Raw genomic sequence first — 20,587 nt, 5'->3', positions numbered from 1 at the left:
ATTATAATCTTTCTACGATAAGTGCGGCACCTTCGCCGCCACCAATACAAAGTGTTGCTAGACCGCGCTTTAGATTTTTCTTTTCGAGAGTGTGGAGAAGAGTTGTAAGAACTCTCGCACCACTTGCTCCAATTGGATGACCCAGAGCAATCGCCCCGCCATTCACATTTACTTTTTTAGGATCTAAGTTGAATTCTTTAATTGCAGCCATTGTAACAACGGCGAAAGCTTCGTTGATTTCCCAGAGGTCTATGTCTGTAGCTTTGAGATTAGCTTTTGTTAAAGCTTTTTTGATTGCTCCGGCTGGTGCAGTCGTAAACCATTTTGGATCTTGGGCAAAGGATGCGTAAGAGACAATTCTAGCCATTGGTTTTAGGTTGTTAGACTTTGCATAATCTCCAGAAGCAATAACAAGAGCAGCAGCACCATCGTTCAATTTAGAGGCATTGGCCGCGGTGATCGTTCCGGTTTTATCGAAGGCAGGTTTTAATTCTGGGATTTTATCAAACTTAGCTTTTGTAGGTTCTTCGTCAGAGTCCACGAGTACAGTTTGTTTTCCGGCTTGAACTTCTACACCAACAATTTCATTTTTGAAAGCGCCAGATTTTAAAGCCTCTTGAGCATTTTTATAACTATCGATGGCAAATTGATCTTGAGCTTCGCGTGTAAAGTTAAATTCTTTTGCGCAAATCTCTCCACAATTTCCCATATGCATATTGTTGTAGGGATCCCAGAGACCATCTTTGATCATGGAGTCTGTTAATTGTGATGGGCCCATTCTGTATCCGTTTCTTACGTTTTCAAGAAGATGAGGAGCGAGAGACATATTTTCTTGTCCGCCCGCCACGATCACATCTGCATTTCCAGCACGGATAGAATCACTGGCTAGCATTACGGCTTTCAATCCTGAACCACACACTTTATTGATCGTTAAACATTCTACAGATTGCGGAAGACCTGCATAGATAGCGGCCTGCCTTGCTGGCGCCTGGCCAACTCCTGCCGTAAGTACATTTCCCATAATGCATTCTTGAACTTGGTCGCCTGCAATCTTAGCTACTTCGAGTGCCTTTTTTATTGCGGCAGCACCTAACTTGGGAGCGGGAACAGATGACAAGCTTCCCATAAAAGAGCCAATGGCCGTACGTTGAGCAGATAATATTACAACTTCTTTCATATGTTCCTCCAAAGCTCACCACTGAGCTATTAATCAATTGAGATAAAAATATTGCTCTTGTAGAGCAGGGGCAAGAAAGATTTATCAATGACACATACCTCTAAATAATGATATTGGTATCGTGTTGGGCTGAATATAACGGATTGAGGTTTTATGAATACATTTTTTACTGCGCTAATAACTTTATTTACAGCAGTCAGTTTTGCACAAAAGTCACAAAATGTTACAACTTTTGAAAATATCAAAAATACTCAAATCGATATTCAATGTTTGAATATTGATATCAAAGTTATTCATGATGGATCAACACCGCACTTGAAAGTCGGCACACAAGTTTTTGACGGAACTAAGGCGAATACTGATACAGACTGGAATATTTCTGTTCAAAAAGATGCGATCAAAGAAACAATTAAAGTTATTTGTAACTATCCCTCAAAAGTATTTGTAGATAAAAAACTAGAAACTCAATACCGCTACTACATGATCCTTCGAGGCCCTTCAACAGAGCTCAATATCAATTCGAGAGTAGGTAAGGTTTCAATCAATGGATGGAAGCAGGCGACACATGTTGTTTTGGAAAATGGTTCCGTATCTCTAGAGAATACAGCGGCACCATTTAAAGTGAATATGGTAAAAGGAAATTTGGATGTTACTAAACACTCTGGCCGCTTAAAAGCGGACGTGTTTGATGGAAAACTTATTTTTTCAGGAGTCGAAGGGAATTTAGATGTTACAAATTTCAATGGCAATTCTTCTTTAAAAGGAGTGAATGGCGATGTGAATTTGAATTCTAAATCCGGTACGACAACAGTTGAGGGTTCAAGTGGAACTCTTAAGTTCGATGCGGATCAAGGAAAGCTAGATTTAGTATCTTTCCAAGGTGCAATCGAAGGTGTTTCTGACCAAGCTATAATTACGGCAAAACTTACAAATCCTGCTCGATTTAAGGCAACCATCAAGAATGCAAACATTAAGCTTTCGGTGCCGTCTTCTAGTGGTGCTCAAGTTTACTTTGCTCTATCAGAAGGTCAGTTCCAGGCTCCTAGTTACTTAAACAAAGATGAGTATGGAGCAACGAAAACTCTTAAAGGAACTTTGCGTGGCGGAGAATCAGGAAGAATTTCGATCACTGGCGAAGCGGGACGAGTAAATCTAAATACGTTCTGAACCCACATCTGGCTGCACTATTCGTGCAACACCTGAAGGAACTCGTTGACAGGTTTGTGAATCAACCCTAGGATTTTTTTCCTATGGCAAAGACTAAAAAAGACCCCAAAAAGAAAGCTGCAGCGCAGAAAACTACCCAGAAAAAGCCTGCAGTTAAAGCAAAAACACCTAATTCTAAAGTAGCAGCTCCAAAAGCAGCGGCTGCGGCACAGAAAAATAACAAGCAACCTGTAAAAACTGCAAAGCCTGTTAAAGCTCCTGTCGCAAAAGTTATGGCTCCAAAAACTGCTGTAAAGGAAGAAGCTGCTAAAAAAACACCTAAAACGGTAGCCGCAGCAACTCCGGTAAAGGCAGACAAAAAAGCTGATAAAAAATCGCCGGATAAAAAATCTAAAGAGAAAAAAGACGACCTAGGTTTTGATGACTATGAAGACAACTTCGATGATGAAGTGGCTCAATACGAGGACCTTAAAACCAAAACTCCAGAACAAATGGAAGAGTTAAGAGCTCTTTTAGGCGAATCTGATGGTGAAGGTGAAGTCGAAATTGCTCTTAGGGACGCTGAAGGTAGACTCTATTGTAAAATGAGAGAATGTGATGAGCTTTCTATCGTAGATGGATATTGTCGTTTCCATTACTTAAAACTTTGGAAAAAAATCCAACTAAGAAAGAAAATTTTAACAGACGGAAAACTCGAAAAATATATCGAAGAATTAACTTTAAGATATCCAGATAAGTATATTGAAATGATTCGTGATGATTTAAAATCTGAAAAACACTTCTTAGCTGCAATTCAAGAGCTTGAAATTGAAGACGTTGATGTTGACCAACCAGAAAATGAAGACGATCAAGGCTTGATGGACGAGGTTAGAGGTCTACAAACAGCCGGCGACGGAGATGATGACTCGTTTTAATTCGTAATCTTTAAAGTACAAATAAAAAAGGCGCTGGATACAATCCGCGCCTTTTTTATTTAAATTCTTAAAATTGAGATTACTTAGAATTCTCTCCGTCGTTAACTGGCAATGGTTCACCGCAACAGCCGTAAAGATTTGTATCTCCACTAAGAATAATGATTTCTTGTGGAAACGTTTCATCAGACATTCCGTTTGAGCATGAATCTGTTTTTCTAACTACAGCAACTGGACCATCTTCGTTAGAGTAAACTTGAAGGAATTCTTCAACCATTCCTGCGGCGCCTGCAACTTTCGTGATTTTAGTTTCAGTTACTCCCTCAATATCTACCGTCTGTAAAGACAGATTGTCTTCGGTTAGAGTTGCTCCCCAGAATGGTTCCGTACCATGACATTCTAAAGCAAATGAGTTTTGTGAAATTAAAGCGACTGCGATTGCAGCCAAAGCGAATTTTAGCATAAAGCCCCCTTTATTGTTGAGCGGAGGCTAGGTACTTTTTTAAAGAGTATAAACTTAAAACTAATGCGTCAGAACTAATTACAGTAGGTGTATTTTGTTTTTGATGTAATTAATGAATAGTTTCTTCAGAGGAGTTTGTGTCGTGTTGACGCAAGAATTCTTCGGCGGCCTTTTCGAGTTCTATGTTATCTGTGCTTGATTTTAGGTAGAGTTTTTGGCCTTCGAATTCGAATTCTGTCCAGAGCTTTGGCATTTCAATATCGCCATTAGCTTCAACATATTCTATAAACATAGCGTCCAAGGCATCGATACTCATATGGATTTTCTCTAAAACCTTAGTATCGTCTACGTTTTCATAGTCCATAGAAGATTCGAAATTCACCTGTCTGATCTTCTCGTTATTGTTTTTTATGCCCACAACCAAAATAAGCTCTTCTGGGAAGATGGCGCCATCCACAATAAGGGTTTTATCCTTCAAAAAGTCTGCGTATTTTTCTTCAAAAGTCTCTTTAACAAGCTTTAAAAAGTCTTTGGGGACGGGTTGATATTTATGCTTTTGGGAACTTGAGCTGCGTGGATCCATTTCACTTCACCTTTTGATTGTTGACACACTTAGACGTGCACCACTAAAACCCTAATATACCGTACAAAAAATTGATTTTAAATAACTAAATAATTGGCTTTAAAAAAGCAGGGAAGTAACTGGAAATACCTTACTTTTTTACACAATTTATACTATAGGTACTTATGGAAAACACACCTCAAAACTCTACCGAAAATCAAACGGTAAAACAGCCGGTACAGGCCGTAGAGAATGGTGTGTTTATCTCTACTTACGGTTGTCAAATGAATGAAAATGACACCGAAAGAATGTACTCACTTCTGGAGATGCAAAACTACACTCCAGTTAAAACTCCGGAACAAGCAAACCTTATCATCATCAATTCTTGCAGCGTTCGTGAAAAACCCGTTCATAAGGTTCATTCTGAAGTGGGTTCATACTATAAACTTAAAAATAAAAATCCAAAGCTCAAGATCGGTGTTGGTGGGTGCGTAGGCCAGCAAGAGAAGGCGAAGCTTTTAACTAGATCGCCCTTGATTGATTTTGTATTTGGTCCAGACAATATCGATGAACTTCCACAGATATTAAGCCAAGGTCAAACGACCGACGGAAAGGTTGTTAAGGCTCAATTTTATAACAACGAGCCCTACAATGTTGAACACATGGTGCGAAATCCTGGGATTTCAACTTTTGTAAATATCACTAAAGGCTGCGATAATTTTTGTACCTTCTGTGTAGTGCCTTTCACGCGTGGAAGATTGAGGTCAAGACCTGCAATTGACATCGTAAATGATATTAAAAAATTAACTGAGCGTGGGGTAAAGGAAGTTACTTTGCTTGGTCAAAATGTAAATTCCTATCTAGGTGAGTGCGGAACTACATTTGCGCAACTTCTTATGAAGCTCACTGATGAAACCGAACTTCAAAGAATTAGATACACAACAAGTCATCCAAAGGATTTCAATGAAGATTTAATGTTGGTTCACAAAAATTATCGCGATAAAGTTTGTGATTATATTCATCTTCCAGTTCAATCAGGAAGCACGGAAGTTTTAAATAAAATGAACCGGGTTTATTCGCGTGAGCAATATCTCGATAAAGTAAAAAAAATTTTAGATCATGTTCCGGGAGTTTGTTTATCAACGGACATTATCGTGGGCTTTCCTGGTGAAACAGAACAAGAATTCCAGCAAACACTTTCGCTGCTCGATGAAGTCGAATTTGAAACAATCTATGCTTATAAATATTCGCCAAGACCTTTCACTAAAGCGGCAAGATGGGGCGATCAGATTCCAGAAGAAGTAAAATCAGAGAGACTCGATCGCTTATTTAAAAAACATAAAGCCCAACTAGCAACGGGCTGTCAGAAAGCCGTAGGCCAAGAATTTGATATCTTAGTTGAAAAAGTAAATGATGATTATCCTGGAATCGTAACTGGAAGAAACTCTAGAAACCAGTTGGTTCACGTAACGAATGAAACTCCGATCATAGATAAAGACTATATTGGAAAAACGATCAGAGTAAAAATTGAAAAAGCAAAACCACAAACCTTGTACGCAACGCTGAGAGGGAATTGATGGCGACAATTATGACGGTAAGAGGATTCACGCCAAAAATTGGCGAAAATTGTTTCTTGGCTCCCAATGCTACGGTTGTGGGTGATGTGGTTCTGGGTAGTGATGTTTCAATTTGGTTTAACGCTATTTTAAGAGGCGATGTTCATCACATTAGAATTGGCGATAAAACAAATATTCAAGACGGCACCATGATTCATGGAACTTTTAATAAGTGCGGAACTACAATTGGAAAAGGTGTCACGGTCGGACACAATGTGATTCTTCATGGTTGTGAGATCGGTGATAGATGTTTAATCGGTATGGGTACAACGATCATGGATAAGGCTAAAGTTGCGGCAAGATGTATCGTTGGCGCTGGAAGCTTGATCACAGAAGAAGCAAACTTTGATCAAGAAGGGATGTTGATTTTAGGTCGCCCGGCAAAAGCGGTAAGACCACTAAAGCCTGATGAATTGGCATTCCTAGAAAAATCAGAACAAAATTATATTTTATATAAATCATGGTATGCAGAAGCAAGCCAACAAACAGGAAAGGGTATTTGAATGGCCAGCCTATCGAAGAACGATATTAGACTAGCACTGACCTTTGATGATGTATTATTAATTCCTCAATATTCGGAATTGGTTCCTACAGAAATTTCAACAAAAAGTTTTTTTGCTAAAGATCTGTATTTAAACTCCCCACTGATATCATCCGCGATGGACACAGTGACTGGCCATAAGGTTGCAAGAGTGATGGCTCAATTGGGCGGTTTTGGTGTGATTCACAAAAATATGCCGATCGATATACAAGCTCAAGAAGTTGAAAAAGTAAAAAAATATGAAAGTGGGATGATTTCAGAACCTATAACTCTCGGTCCAGATAAAAAAGTTCAAGATGCTCTCGATCTCATGAAAAAATATGGAATCAGTGGAGTTCCGATCACGGTAAAAGGAAAACTCGTTGGGATTCTAACAAACCGTGATTTAAGATTCGAAACCAACACGACTCAACTTATTGGTGACGTGATGACAAAAGATGATCTTGTCACGGCGCAAGTGGGAACAACTCTCGCTCAGGCAAGAGATATCTTGCAAGAACATAGAATCGAAAAATTACCAGTTGTGGATAAAGATGGAATTTTAAAAGGTCTTATCACAATCAAAGATATCGAAAAGGCAAAGCAATATCCTCAGGCCACAAAAGATGGTCGTGGAAGACTTGTTGCTGGTGCAGGAATTGGTGTGGGTCCTGAGGCGTTCGAAAGAGCAGATGCTTTAGTTACTCATGGTGCAGATATCATCTGTATCGATACAGCTCACGGGTATTCAAAAAACGTAATTGATACGACAAAATATTTAAGAAAAAGATTTCCAGATATTATTCTCATCTCAGGTAACGTAGCAACGGCTGACGGTGCTAAGGCACTCTTTGAAGCAGGGGCTGATGTGGTCAAAGTGGGAATGGGTTCTGGAAGTATCTGCACTACAAGAATAGTAGCAGGAATTGGTGTTCCGCAAATTTCGGCAGTGATGGATTGCGCAGAAGTGGCAAAGAAAATGGGTAAGACTGTGATCGCCGACGGCGGCATCAGATATTCTGGTGACGTAACAAAGGCCATTGCCTTAGGAGCAAATACCATCATGGTTGGAAACTTACTGGCGGGTTGCGATGAGTCGCCTGGTGAAACAATTCTTTATCAAGGTCGTACATACAAAGTTTACCGTGGGATGGGTAGCATCGGTGCTATGAAAGAAGGATCGAAAGATCGTTATGGCCAAGCCGAAGTTTATGAAAATGAAAAATTAGTTCCTGAAGGCATCGAAGGTAAAGTTCCTTACAAGGGAAGTGCCAGTGGAATCATTTATCAGCTTCTTGGTGGATTAAAGTCAGGCATGGGTTACTTAGGTGCAAACACAGTTGCTGAACTTCAAGAGAAGGCGCAATTTGTTAGAATCTCTCCATTTGGACTAAAAGAATCTCACGTGCATGATGTGACAATCACAAAAGAAGCACCTAATTATAGATTAGAATAGCATGAGGAATTTTTTGCGAAGACAAAAACAAAGGTAAAAATGGATAAAATTGCCATCTTGGATTTCGGATCTCAGTACACACAGCTTATCGCAAGAAAATTGCGAGAGATGGGCATTTACTCGGAAATTTTTCCGTTTAGTCATTCATTAGAGAATTTAAAAAATTTTTCTCCTAAAGGAATTATCCTAAGTGGTGGTCCGTCATCAGTAGGTGATGAAGGTGCTCCTTATAGAAAAATTTCTGAGCTTGTGAATATTGCTCCAATTCTTGGGGTTTGCTACGGAATGCAGCTTGTAACCAAAGATCTTGGGGGAAAAGTAATTCCTTCTAACAAGCGTGAATACGGGATGACTTATCTCAAGTGGGAAGACAATTCTATTTACGATGGGGATACACAAATGGTTTGGATGTCCCATGGAGATACCGTTGAAGAACTTCCAAAAAACTTTAAGATTTTAGCAAAAACAAATTCTGGAGCCATTGCCGCGATTCATGGAAAGCTTGATGGAAAAGATATTCTGGCATTGCAGTTCCATCCGGAAGTGAGCCACACACAAAATGGTGAACATATCCTTGGAAAATTTGTTTTTGAAATGTGTGGAGTGAAGGCCACCTGGTCTCCACAAAATATTTTAAATGAACTTACAAAAAAAGTAAAAGATAGAGTTCAGGATGGACACGTGCTTTGTGCGCTGTCAGGTGGAGTGGATTCCACGGTTGTGGGAGTCTTGCTCACAAGAATCTTAGGCGTAGACAAAGTGGAATGCTGTTTTGTAAACAATGGCCTTTTAAGAAAAAATGAATATGAAGAAGTTTTAGGAATTTATAGAAGTCTTGGTCTTAATGTTACAGGTATTGATGCGGAAGATGATTTTTTAACTGCATTGAAAGATATAGTAGAGCCGGAGAAGAAAAGAAAAATTATCGGAAATAAATTTATCGAAGTTTTTGATCAATTTATTAAATCAAAAGATCAGATCACTTTCCTCGCGCAAGGAACTTTGTATCCTGATGTGATTGAAAGTGTTTCTCCGAATGGAGCTTCGGTGACAATCAAAACCCATCACAATGTGGGCGGCTTGCCTGAAAAAATGAAATTGAAGTTGGTAGAACCTTTGAGAGAACTTTTTAAGGATGAAGTAAGGGCTATTGGCGCTGAGCTTGGAATTCCAAAAGAAATTTTGATGAGACACCCGTTCCCTGGGCCGGGATTGGCGGTAAGAGTTCTTGGCGATATTACAAAAGAATATTTAGATATTTTAAGAGATTGTGATGCAATTTTCACTGAAGAATTAAAATCAAGTGGGTTGTATGCTCAGATCTGGCAAGCGTTTGTGGTACTTCTTCCTATTAGAACTGTAGGAGTTCAAGGAGACAACAGGTCCTATGAAAAATCAGTTGCACTGAGAGCTGTGACATCACGGGATGGCATGACGGCAGATTGGTTTGATTTTCCTCATGACTTTTTAAAGAAGGTTTCTGGGAGAATCACGAACGAAGTAAGAAAAGTGAACCGAGTGGTTTATGATATTACATCAAAGCCTCCGGGCACTATTGAGTGGGAATAGAGGGAAAATATTTTGGGTAACTCATTTGTACATTTGCATGTTCACACAGAATATTCTTTGCTCGAGGCTAGCACGAGAGTGAAGTCGCTCATTCAAAAAGTTTCTGATTTTCAGATGCCTGCAGCTGCGATAACGGATAACGGAAATATGTTCGGTGCTGTGGATTTTTATCTTGGCGCAAAAGCTAAAGGCATCAATGGAATCATTGGTCTTGATGCTTATATTGCTCCTGCAGGAAGGTTGGTTAAGCAAGAAGAATCCAGGAACGCAGGGCGAGCGCAAAATAAAAGGATTGTTCTGCTAGCGCAAAATTATGAAGGTTATCAAAATCTCTGTCAGATCTCTTCGATCGGTTATCAGGAAGGTTTTTACTATAAACCCAGAATCGACTATGAAGTTTTAGAAAAGTTTAATAAAAATCTTATAGCGCTTTCTGGCGGCCTTCGTGGTGATATCGCGATAACCTATTTTGATCATGGTCCTGAAAAAGCGATAGAACAAATCAAATTCTATCAAAAAATATATCCAGAAAGTTTCTATCTTGAAATGCAAAGACCGGGAATTGAAAAGTGGAAAGAATATAATGCATTTTTGCAGGAAGCTTCTAAAATCACAGGTGCTCCACTTGTTGCTACAAATGAAGTGTTTTACTTAGAGAACTCTGATGCCTTCTCTCAAGAAGTTTTAATGTGCATTGGAAGTAACAAAACTCTTCAGGATGAATCTAGACTAAAACTTGGAAGTGATCAGCTTTATCTCAAGCCTCCCGAGCAAATGAGAGCGCTTTTTAAGGACATTCCGGAAGCTTGTGACAATACATTGGTGATTGCTGATCGCTGCAAAGTAAATTTCAAATTGAAAGATGAAAATGGAAAACCGATTTATCATCTTCCAAGTTTCCCAACTGAAAATGGAAAAACTCTTAAGCAAGAAATCAAAGATAAATCTTTGATTGGACTCGAGGGCAGGTTCCAAGAACAAAAAGCCCGTAATGAAACGGTCTTAGAAGAAAATAAACCGGAATACTTTGCAAGATTGGATTTCGAGTTGGATGTCATCGACAAGATGGGATTCAGCGGTTACTTCATGATCGTACAAGATTTTATCAACTGGGCCAAAGAAAATGGAATACCCGTTGGACCAGGAAGGGGATCGGGAGCGGGAAGCTTGGTCGCTTACTCTCTTAACATTACTGATCTTGATCCTATTAAAAATAAATTAATTTTCGAGAGATTCTTAAATCCTGAGCGTGTATCTATGCCGGATTTTGATATCGACTTCTGTCAAGATCGTCGTGGTGAAGTGATTAATTATGTAACCAATAAATATGGTGCAGCTTCAGTTTCTCAGATCATTACTTTCGGTAAACTTCAGGCTCGTGCTGCAATCAGAGATGTCGGGCGCGTGATGGGAATGAGTTTCCAGGAAGTGGATGTACTTTCCAAGCTCATGCCAGATAAGCTAGGTGTCACTTTAGAGGATGCATTGACTCTAGAACCAAGAATCCAAGAATTGATGGATCAAGACTCTAGAATGGCAAATCTTTTTGAGCTTGCGCGCAAGATCGAAGGCATTCATAGACATGCCTCGATCCATGCTGCGGGTGTTGTTATCTCTAATTTACCTCTTGTAAGTTACGCACCTCTTTACAAAGGCGCTGAGGGCGAAAACGTTGTTCAGTATGATATGAAGGTGTCTGAGAAAATCGGATTGATCAAGTTCGACTTTTTGGGATTAAAAACTCTTACACTTATTGATAATGCTTTAAAACTCATTGAAAAAAATAGAAGCAAGAAGTTTAAAGCGAGTGAAATCTCTATGACGGATGCAGGGATTTATGACCTGATGACTAGAGGAGATACGGCTGGAGTGTTCCAGTTTGAAGGTGGCGGTATGACCGAAACCTTAAAGCGTGTGAAGCCAACTTGCTTTGAAGATATCGTTGCTGTGAACTCACTCTATCGTCCAGGTCCTATGGATATGATTCCTGAGTACATTGCGCGTAAACATGGTCAAGTGAAGGTGACTTATATCTTTGAAGAACTCGAAGAGATTTTAAAAGAAACTTACGGGATTATTGTTTACCAAGAGCAGGTACAGCTGATTGCTTCGAAGATTGCCAGTTACTCTCTGGGTGAAGCGGATTTACTCCGTCGTGCGATGGGTAAAAAGATCAAAGAAGAAATGGATCAGCAAAGACAACGATTCATGGATGGTGCGAATAAGAATGGTCACGATGTTAAAAAATCGGGAGAACTCTTTGATTTGATGGCAAAGTTTGCCGAGTATGGTTTTAACAAATCCCATGCTGCTGCTTATTGTGTGGTTGCTGGACAAACTGCTTGGCTTAAGAACTACTACACTGTGGAATTCTACGCAGCTCTGCTCAACACCGAACTTTCAGATACAGATAAAATCGTTAAGTACATTAAAGATGCAAGAAAACACAATATCATTGTAAAACCACCAGATGTGAATTTCTCTGAGCATGGATTTACAGTGAGAGAAAGCGATGTTTTCTTCGGTCTTGGTGCGATCAAAGGTGTCGGGCAGTCTGCTGTGGAAGCTATTTTAGAAGCTCGTGGGCTCAAAGAAAATCAAAAATTTGAATCTATATCAGACTTCTTTATGAGCGTGGATTTAAGACGCGTAAATAAAAAAGTGATCGAGAGTTTAACTAAAGCCGGAGCCTTTGATAATTTTGGTGTACACAGAGCAAAACTCTTTGCAGGATTTGAAAAATTCATTGAGCGTGCGGAAGTGGAAAGAAACGATCGTGAATTGGGCCAATCTAGTCTTTTTGGCATGATCGAGGAAGAATCCTCTGAGAAAGAAATTGATTTGCCTGAAGTGCCCACATGGACAAAATCTGCAAAACTCAACTGTGAAAAAGAAGTTTTGGGATTTTACTTGAGCGAACATCCTCTCAATGGACTAGAAAATGTGTTCAGTAAAGTAGTGACTCACGATATCGTAGATCTAGATAAAGTGGAGCATAAGAAAAGAGCTATCATCGGCGGAATCGTTTCTTCTCATAGAGAAATCATTACAAGAAAAGGAACGAGAATGGCGATTTTGGTTCTCGAAGACCTCACTTCCTCAGTTGAAGTGGTAGTGTTTCCAGATGCTTATTCTGAAGCAGAAACACTTACAAAGTCCGATCAACCTTTGATCATTGAAGCTGTTGTAGAAAAAAATGAAGATAATGTTAAAACAATTGCTGAAAAAGTATTCACGCTAGAAGAAAGAATAAAAAAAGCATCACAAATAAAAATTGCAATGAAATCTCAGGGCATGGATATCGAGCCACTCAAAGACATTTTCAAAAGATATCCAGGAAAATCAAAAGTCTTTTTTGAATGTCAGCTGGATGATTTAAAGAAAAAAGTGATGTTTGAAGTGGAAGACGTGGCGGGTGTTTCTTTGTCTCAAGGATTTTTTGAAGAAGTTCAGTCTCAGTATAATGACACTAGCTTTATTCACATCATGTCGGGTCATAGTGCTCAATCGAACGAGCGCTAACAAATATGAATATTAAAATTCTTAAGAAAGCAAAAACATACATCATAGTCCACAAGCCTGCAGGCTACGTGGTCTATTCGGACTCTAAAGAAGACAATAAAATCAGTTGCCAGGTTTTGTTAGAAAAGCAACTTTCACAAAAAATTTATCCCGTTCATAGAATTGATAAGCCTACTTGTGGAGTTTTAATCTATGCACTCACTCAACAAAAAGCAAATCAGCTCTCGACACTTTTTAAAACAAAAAGGGTAGATAAAACTTATTTGGCATTTTGCCACGGAGAAATGGTTGCAAAAGCTCGGGCAGATTTTCCTTTAAAAAAACACAAAGAAAAATTAACGGAACTAGCTGCTACAAATCTTCTAAATTTAGAGACCATTGAGATTGATGCTAAGAATGAAAAGCGCAAGTATTCATTGGTGGAGGCTATCCCCGAAACTGGACGTTATCACCAGATTAGAAGGCATTTAAAAATGATGAAGTGCCCCATAGTTGGAGATCCAGTTTATGGGAACAGTTGGAATAACGATTTCTTTAAAGAAAAATACAATATAAACCGCACACTTCTCTCCGCTGTGTCTATTTCGTTTGTAGATCCAGAGACAAAAGAGAAGGTTTTTGTGAAGACAGCGCCCGATCAAGACTTTTCAAACCTCTTGAACAAACTGGGTATCAAAGTTAACATTTAAATATTCGGAACAGAACATCCTGTTCTGAAAGTTTGAAAATTCGCCCATCCATGGGTTCACCCCTTTGGGGCTAGTTTTCAATCTTCTAAATTGTGGAGAGAATATGAAGCAGCTTTTGTTTTTTGCCTTGGTAGCGTTACATAATATTTCTGCTCTTTCTACGGCGCATGCACAGTATACTGATTTTGCGGATATCAAAGAAGAAATGACAATCCAGGCAGAAAGCGCATCTGCGGCTCGCGAAAAAGCTATTCAGGAATCTCTCGAAAAAGTTGTCGCAAGATTTACGGTAGATCTCGTTGGCGAAAAAAAATATGAAGCCAGTAAAAATATTTTAAACGCTCAAACAGCAAAAGAAGCAGGGAAATTTGCTCCTGTAATAAAAGCTGATATTTTAGAGCAGAACGGAAATAAATTTAAAGTTTCAGTAGATATGAAAGTCTCTCCACAAAATTTAAGGCAAATGTTAGAAAAAACGGGAATTCTTACCTCGCAGTTTGATTCTGGAGTTGTTCTTCCTTTTGTAACTTATGTGGATCAAGTTCGAGCAAAAACTTACAAGTGGTGGGTGAGTGAACCTCTGAATGACGATACTTTGAGAAACGTAAATAAATATTTTAATACGGAGCTTAGAAAATCTTTAAAATCTCTTAATTTCTATGTGTTAGATCCTATAGATTGGAATTTTAGAAATTCTTTACCCATGCAATTCCAAAAAGATTACTTTAAAAAAGAAGATTATCAATCTATGGAGTCTTACTTTAAGTTTCCTTTGGCCATCAAAGGACAAGTAGATATTGCTCCTTCACAAAGAGTTTCGACAAGCTACAAAATTCAGGTGAAGCTTGAAGCTATTCTTACGTCTCAAGGTAAGGTGGTTGCGGAGAGTTCACGACAGCTTGAAACCGAATCCGGTGATCTTTCTTCGATTCTTCAAAAGAATGCTCCAAAGATTTTCTCTGAGGTTTCAAACGACCTTAAAGATCAATTAGAAGGTGCTTTAAGAAAAGGAATTCTAGAGTCATCAATGATTCAGATCGCAGTACGCGGGGATATGAGTTTTAAAAATCTTGAGAATTTTAAATCAACACTTCTTAAATCCATTGGAAGTATTAGATATCTTTCGGAAAGATCTATCGAAAGTGACAAAAGAATTTTTGATGTTGATTACGCGGGATCTATTCTGGATTTAACGAAAAGAATTCAAGCGCTGAAATTTCAAGGTTTCAATGTTACGACCAGTGGTGCCGCTCGAACTATCGACGTGACTATTAAAGACTGACCTGAGCTGGGTGAGTTCCTACAATCATTGACCAGTAGGTGGTCCAGTCCCTTTCTCCAATAGCTCTAAAACCTAAAAAGTTTGCGTGTTCGTCAGGTTTTGTAATGTCAATAGATATACCCCAAAGAGGCTTGATTTGGTTCGGCAAAAGTGAGTATCTCACATCACCAATGACATTCGGATTATCCGCCATAAGGATGACCATGCCTGATGAGAAATCTTCGAATCTGAAAATATCTTTGTATAAAGTTGATTGCGGATTCAAGTCAGCAAAGTGTTTTCTAGAATCTAGCACTGGAGCTGTTTCACCAGGATAGATTTTTGTATCAAATAAGAAAGGTATTCCTAAGCGTACTGCATTTACATTATAAAAAAGTTCTGCTTTGTTATTTTCAGTAACATAAATAGTTTTCCAGAGAACCAATTGTCCAATTGTAGGCTTGGCTTGTACTTTCATTGGAACTTGGCCATTACTTTGAGCAAAATTTTGAATCGTTTCAATGGCCCGGTTTCTCTGTATAATTCCTAAATACAGATAAACTACGCAAACTGCAAAAACTCCACGAACAGCAAGAGTATTTTTTGTTTTCAGTCCCCAAATCATTGCGATAAGCAGAGGTATTGTGAAAAATGGATCGATAATAGCAACGTTATCCCAAGCGATACGCTCGTTACTAAAAGGCCAAAAGAGTCTTGTCCCGTAACTTGTACAGGCATCAAGAATTCCGTGCGTGGCGTAACCGAGAAACGCAAAAAGATAGACCTGCTTAAAGTCCTCTTTGCGTCTAAGAAATAGCCAGATAATTAGGCTTACAATCAAAGCGCCAAAAGGAATAAAAAGGATAGAGTGAGTAAAGTGCCTATGGTATTCGATAGAAAGTAGCGAGTCTTTAGAAGACCGAATAAAACCATCGGAGTCTGCAGCAAGGCCCCCTAAAAAACCTGCAACAGTTGCGATCTTAATCGACTTTTTATTGCTAAAACTCTGGGCAAATGTTGCTCCGATTAGGCCTTGGGTAATAATATCCATGATTTCCTCTGCTATTCTAGAGTAACTCTAGATTCACTTTAACGCGCATTGATGTTAATTTATCTACATAATTTACTTTAACGCTTATGCTTACAACAATAAGTAGATAAAATTAACACAATAATGACAAAACAAAGAATAGCACTTTTAAAGGCTTTAGATAGAAAAGTACAGAAATACTTTGATCAAATTTTTCCTTTAAATTTGACGGTAAGATATATCCTTGGGCTAACAATCATTGGGTTACTATCATTAGCAGGACACCTTTTGATTCAAGTTTCTTTGGTTAAACTTTCTGCAGACGAAAGAACAATACGTATTCTAGAAAGCCAAGTTGATGATTCAGAGAGTTTTTATCGTGAAATCATCAGGCTTCAAACTATAGGAAGAGAAGCTGATTTCAAGAGACAGCTTGAGACCATAGACAAAGACATTATCCATCTCATTGAAAATCATAAAAATATAATTACAAGAATCAATCAAACAAGCGTTTTTGGTTTGGGTTTTCCAAAAAAACTTGAGCCTTACAAAAAGAGTGTATCTGACGCTTTTGATCAGCTCAGTAATGTTTTTGGTCGTTTAGGAAATATAAAGTATCTAGATGATCCTACGCTCAGATTGAATGATCCTATAGTGGTAAACTTTATTAAGTCAGAAAATCATTATAGGGATATCATATCTCAACTTGTAAAAAATTATGAGCAAGATAGTAGAGATACTATCCAATATTTTAAACATCTCGAGATAGCACTGTTACTTTTTACATTATTGATTTTGGTGATAGAAGGGTTATATGTATTTAGACCTGCGGTACATCGAGTAAATACCGCGATTCAGTCTCGATCGGATTTTTTAAGTCGATTGAGCCATGAAATTAGGAATCCAATGAATTCCATTTTGGGCATGACTCAATTATTATCCAAAACTAAACCGACGCCCCAGCAGAAAAATTATATTAAAATTTTAGAAAATTCCAGTGTGGGATTGCTAGAAATGTTGAATAATCTTTTGGATTATTCAACATTGGAGTCTTCAAAATTAAAATTAGAAAATATCAGAACGGATCTCTATAACGTAGTAGAGAAAACTTTAGATTTAGTAACTACAAAAATTCAAGAAAAAGGTTTGGAGTTAACACTGGATATCGCTTCCGATGTTCCTCTTAAGGTTTTGTCTGACCCTATTCGGTTTCAGCAAGTCTTGGTGAATCTTCTTTCGAATGCAGCTAAATTCACTGAGCATGGATTTATAAGTTGTAAAATTCGTTTGGTTCCAAATTCTGAAGGAAAAAGAATTCAATTTTCTATTATAGATTCTGGGGTTGGAATTGAGCAGTCTAAAATTGATTCTATTTTTGAGAGTTTCGTACAAGAAAACTCTTCGGTAAGAAGAAAATATGGAGGAACAGGTCTTGGTTTAACTATTGCTAAAGAAATTGTAAATCTCATGGGTGGAGAATTGACATTGGAAACGAAAAAAGGTGTGGGGAGTACTTTTAGTTTTTCAATTCCGCTTGAGATAGATGGAGAAGTTAAAACAATCAACGACTACATTCCAATAAAATTGACGGGTGGCCAATATCTTTTAATTGATAAGAATGACAAAGCCAGTACTCACATCCAATCGATCATCGAAGAGCAGGGTGGTGCGTGTGATAGAATCAAGAACTATAATAACTTCGAAGAGCTTTATGGATGTATGGTTAAAACCAAATACAGTAAAGTATTGTTGGATGCTTCTACACTCGGGGCAAATCTTGAGGATTTTTTTATTTTCTTGCGCGAAAAAAAATTCGATATGGATAGTATTTGTATCTTGTTCAGATACATCCATGCGAATTATCTCTTTGATCTGCTGCATACTTATGGAATTCATAGTTTCTTCCCTAAGCCAATTAAGCCCATTGAATTTGCAAATTATTTGAGTGGATACAATGTGGAAAGTGACACTCCTCTGGTGGTTGAGGACACATTATTAACTTCTAAACGTAGATATAAACTCTTGATTGCTGAGGATTCTGCGGACAATAGGACTTTGCTGCATGTCTATTTAGAAAAATATCCTCTGGATCTTTATTTTGCAGAAAATGGTAAAAGAGCTGTTGAGCTATTTGAACAGCAAAAATTTGACATGGTATTTATGGATATACAAATGCCAGAGATGGATGGTATAACGGCAACAACGTTAATTCGAGAATATGAAAATAAACAAAAAATAAATGCAACACCAATTCTGGCATTTTCAGCGCACAAGCGTCAGGATATTTTTCATCCTGGTAAAGAGAAAAATATATTTACTGATTTTGTATTGAAGCCAATCAACGCTAATATTGTAAGATCTAAATTGAAACAGTATTTAGAATTTACAGAAGAAATAAAAAAAGAGGATCTAAAAATGGAAATTTCGCTTAAGAAAAATATACCCACTAAAAAAGATGATTTTGATGTAACAGACCTTATTCCTTCGTATTTGGAAAGACGTACTAAGGAGATTGACCAAATGAAAGAATGCATCGAAAAGAATGATTTAAAAAACCTTATTCGTATCGGGCATCAATTAAAAGGCTCTGCAAAGAGTTATGGTTTTGAAGAACTAGGTCAATTGGGCGATGAATTAGAACAATTAGCAGGAGTAGAAAACATGGCAGAAATTAAGCTAGTTGTTGCAAAGATCGTCAATAGAATCACTGAATACAGAAAAATTTACCTGAATTAATTCTCAAAAAAGCTCAACTTACGTCTTATTTGGTGTCTCCTATCCAGACCAATATGTTCTCCTATATTCACATTTGCGCGACAAAGTTTTAGATATATTCACATCTCAGAATGAGGCTAAGCAGTTAATAAGAATCATGAGATACTCTCTATATAGACAGCAATCGAGATAATGTATGGAGGAGGTAACTAATGAGTGAACAGGAAGCAGTATCAACTTCTGAGTTAACACAGCATTTGGAAAACATTCTTAACGTAAAGGAATACAGACCAAAAGTTTTGATCGTAGAAGATGATCTAGACATGGTAGAAATTGTTGAAAAGATTTTAATGTCCATCAACCCATCGACAGAGGTGAGTTGGGCAAGTAGTGCAGAGGAAGCGCACTTTAGATTGCATAGTCAAAAAATACATAATTGGGATAGCCCATATGATTTAATTATTGCCGATATTTTCTTAGAAGGTGAGGAGACAGGTCTTGATCTTTTTAGAAAGTGTCAGGGATTGTATCCAGATATTCCTTTCATTGCGACATCAAGTACTTCTATTGACAAGTTCTATAGTAAGTATGGCTTTAGCAAGATTCCTTTATTCTTAGCTAAACCTGTGCAATACAGTGAATGGAAATCAATCCTACAGGATTTACTTTAACTTAGGTATCCTTACCCGCTAACACAACCCACGTACCTCATACCCCATTAATACGGATCCTACCCAAGGTCCAGTTAATACCCCAGAGAGGTCTCAAAATATGAGACCTCTCTTTTTATTTTATTGAAAGGATCCGATAACTTAATCAATGACGTCATCTAAGAGTCCGCAAAAAAATAAAGAACGAAATTGGCTCCCTCCGGGATCCCTTGTTTATGTTGGTTCGCATGTCGACACAAAAGTAAAAATCAACATTATAGATTACAGTGAAAATTTTTATTCGGAATTAGAAGTTCAAAATATCGAGCAATGCAAAAGCAATACGGAAGAAAAAGAAAATGTCACTTGGGTGGATATTAAAGGATTAAGCGATACTAAAACTATTGAAGCCGTCGGAAAGTATTTTGGCATTCATCGTATGTGGTTGGAAGACGTTTTAAATACTGAACATCAGCCCAAGGCCGAAGAAGTGGATGATTTATTATTCACTATTATTAAAGCGGCAAGATTTGATGATCAATTAAAGTATATTGAATACGATCAAGTGAGTTTGTTTTTGGGTCCAAATTTTGTAATTTCATTTACGGAAAATCCAAATGATATCTTAGAGCCAGTAAAAAATAGAATCAGGCAAGCCAAAGGAAAGATCCGTCAAGCAAAGGCAGATTATCTGTTTTACGCTTTAGTGGATTCCTTAGTAGATCAGTATCTGCATGTTGTAAAAATTCTGGGTCACAAAATTGAAGACCTGGATACAAAGATGAATGTCGAAGTGGACGACAAAGATGCCCAAGAAATTCGACATCTAAAAAACGAATTGATTTACATAAGGAAGGCTGCGCTTCCAATCAGAGATTCAATTGGACTCATCACGAGAAGCGAAACGGAAGATATTGAGCCTCGAACAAAAATGTATTTCAAAGATTCTTATGAACACGCGCTGCAAGTGGTTGCACACTTGGATTTTTATCGAGAAATGTTAAGTGGTTTATCAGAATCCTATGCACAAAACATGAATAGAAAATTGAACGAAGTACTAAGACTCTTAACGGTTTTCACATCCGTATTCAGTCCTCTCACATTCATTGTGGGAGTGTATGGCATGAACTTCAAAAATTTTCCGGAACTCCAATGGGAAAACGGATATTACATGATTTGGGCGATCATGCTTGCGATCACTACAATCATGCTAACTTTCTTCAAAAGAAAAAAATGGATCTAGTCTGGTCAACACTAGTCGCTGTGGCGACTAGTGGGC

General features: G+C 38.0%; 16 protein-coding genes. 12 read left to right on the top strand and 4 right to left on the bottom strand.

The annotated features are described in order from the left end of the window. Window position 1: 1 nt before the first annotated feature. Entirely contained in the window at window positions 2-1,177 is a 1,176-nt protein-coding gene (locus V4596_04295; GenBank protein ID MES2768344.1) for a thiolase family protein, read from the bottom strand. 153 nt (window positions 1,178-1,330) lie between these two features. Here V4596_04295 and V4596_04290 point away from each other — a divergent pair, with 153 nt between their 5' ends. Both V4596_04290 and V4596_04285 read left to right on the top strand, forming a co-directional pair. Continuing rightward, the gene (locus tag V4596_04290) at window positions 1,331-2,344 is read left to right on the top strand and encodes a hypothetical protein (GenBank protein ID MES2768343.1); all 1,014 of its coding nucleotides are present in this window, start codon (window positions 1,331-1,333) and stop codon (window positions 2,342-2,344) included. Between the two features lie 83 nt (window positions 2,345-2,427). Beyond that, window positions 2,428-3,258, top strand: a complete 831-nt coding sequence (locus tag V4596_04285; protein ID MES2768342.1) for a hypothetical protein — start codon at window positions 2,428-2,430, stop codon at window positions 3,256-3,258. A gap of 79 nt (window positions 3,259-3,337) precedes the next feature. Here the strand turns inward: V4596_04285 and V4596_04280 are convergent, their stop codons facing one another. Further along, entirely contained in the window at window positions 3,338-3,718 is a 381-nt protein-coding gene (locus V4596_04280; GenBank protein MES2768341.1) for a hypothetical protein, read from the bottom strand. Window positions 3,719-3,827: 109 nt separating this feature from the next. After that, window positions 3,828-4,301 (bottom strand): hypothetical protein, encoded by a 474-nt coding sequence (locus V4596_04275; protein MES2768340.1) that lies wholly within the window; start codon window positions 4,299-4,301, stop codon window positions 3,828-3,830. Between the two features lie 164 nt (window positions 4,302-4,465). On the opposite strand from V4596_04275, the gene miaB reads away from it, so the two are divergent. The 7 genes from miaB to V4596_04240 all read left to right on the top strand — a co-directional run bounded on the left by miaB (window position 4,466) and on the right by V4596_04240 (window position 14,934). Continuing rightward, window positions 4,466-5,857, top strand: coding sequence for a tRNA (N6-isopentenyl adenosine(37)-C2)-methylthiotransferase MiaB (miaB, locus tag V4596_04270; GenBank protein MES2768339.1), 1,392 nt, complete (start codon window positions 4,466-4,468; stop codon window positions 5,855-5,857). After that, window positions 5,857-6,399, top strand: a complete 543-nt coding sequence (locus V4596_04265) for a gamma carbonic anhydrase family protein (protein ID MES2768338.1) — start codon at window positions 5,857-5,859, stop codon at window positions 6,397-6,399. Before miaB ends, V4596_04265 begins: the two co-directional genes overlap by 1 nt. Further along, window positions 6,400-7,872 (top strand): IMP dehydrogenase, encoded by a 1,473-nt coding sequence (guaB, locus tag V4596_04260; GenBank protein ID MES2768337.1) that lies wholly within the window; start codon window positions 6,400-6,402, stop codon window positions 7,870-7,872. 39 nt (window positions 7,873-7,911) lie between these two features. Continuing rightward, window positions 7,912-9,441 (top strand): glutamine-hydrolyzing GMP synthase, encoded by a 1,530-nt coding sequence (gene guaA / locus V4596_04255; protein ID MES2768336.1) that lies wholly within the window; start codon window positions 7,912-7,914, stop codon window positions 9,439-9,441. A gap of 12 nt (window positions 9,442-9,453) precedes the next feature. Further along, on the top strand, window positions 9,454-12,963 hold the full coding sequence (dnaE, locus tag V4596_04250; protein MES2768335.1) for a DNA polymerase III subunit alpha: 3,510 nt from the start codon (window positions 9,454-9,456) through the stop codon (window positions 12,961-12,963). Between the two features lie 5 nt (window positions 12,964-12,968). Next, entirely contained in the window at window positions 12,969-13,652 is a 684-nt protein-coding gene (locus tag V4596_04245) for a pseudouridine synthase (GenBank protein ID MES2768334.1), read from the top strand. 103 nt (window positions 13,653-13,755) lie between these two features. Beyond that, window positions 13,756-14,934: a hypothetical protein gene (locus V4596_04240; protein ID MES2768333.1), complete on the top strand. Its 1,179-nt coding sequence runs from the start codon at window positions 13,756-13,758 to the stop codon at window positions 14,932-14,934. On the opposite strand, the gene V4596_04235 is transcribed toward V4596_04240, so the two are convergent. Next, the gene (locus V4596_04235; protein MES2768332.1) at window positions 14,924-15,964 is read right to left on the bottom strand and encodes a metal-dependent hydrolase; all 1,041 of its coding nucleotides are present in this window, start codon (window positions 15,962-15,964) and stop codon (window positions 14,924-14,926) included. The two genes, V4596_04240 and V4596_04235, sit on opposite strands and share 11 nt — an antisense overlap. Window positions 15,965-16,087: 123 nt before the next feature. Here V4596_04235 and V4596_04230 point away from each other — a divergent pair, with 123 nt between their 5' ends. The 3 genes from V4596_04230 to corA all read left to right on the top strand — a co-directional run bounded on the left by V4596_04230 (window position 16,088) and on the right by corA (window position 20,551). Further along, on the top strand, window positions 16,088-18,679 hold the full coding sequence (locus V4596_04230) for an ATP-binding protein (protein MES2768331.1): 2,592 nt from the start codon (window positions 16,088-16,090) through the stop codon (window positions 18,677-18,679). Between the two features lie 191 nt (window positions 18,680-18,870). Then, window positions 18,871-19,329 (top strand): response regulator, encoded by a 459-nt coding sequence (locus tag V4596_04225; protein MES2768330.1) that lies wholly within the window; start codon window positions 18,871-18,873, stop codon window positions 19,327-19,329. Between the two features lie 148 nt (window positions 19,330-19,477). Further along, window positions 19,478-20,551, top strand: coding sequence for a magnesium/cobalt transporter CorA (gene corA, locus V4596_04220; protein MES2768329.1), 1,074 nt, complete (start codon window positions 19,478-19,480; stop codon window positions 20,549-20,551). Window positions 20,552-20,587 lie beyond the last annotated feature (36 nt).

The organism is Bdellovibrionota bacterium, from assembly GCA_040386775.1.
In the GTDB taxonomy this organism is placed as follows: domain Bacteria; phylum Bdellovibrionota; class Bdellovibrionia; order Bdellovibrionales; family JAEYZS01; genus JAEYZS01.
This window is presented reverse-complemented; position numbering and strand designations above follow the sequence as displayed.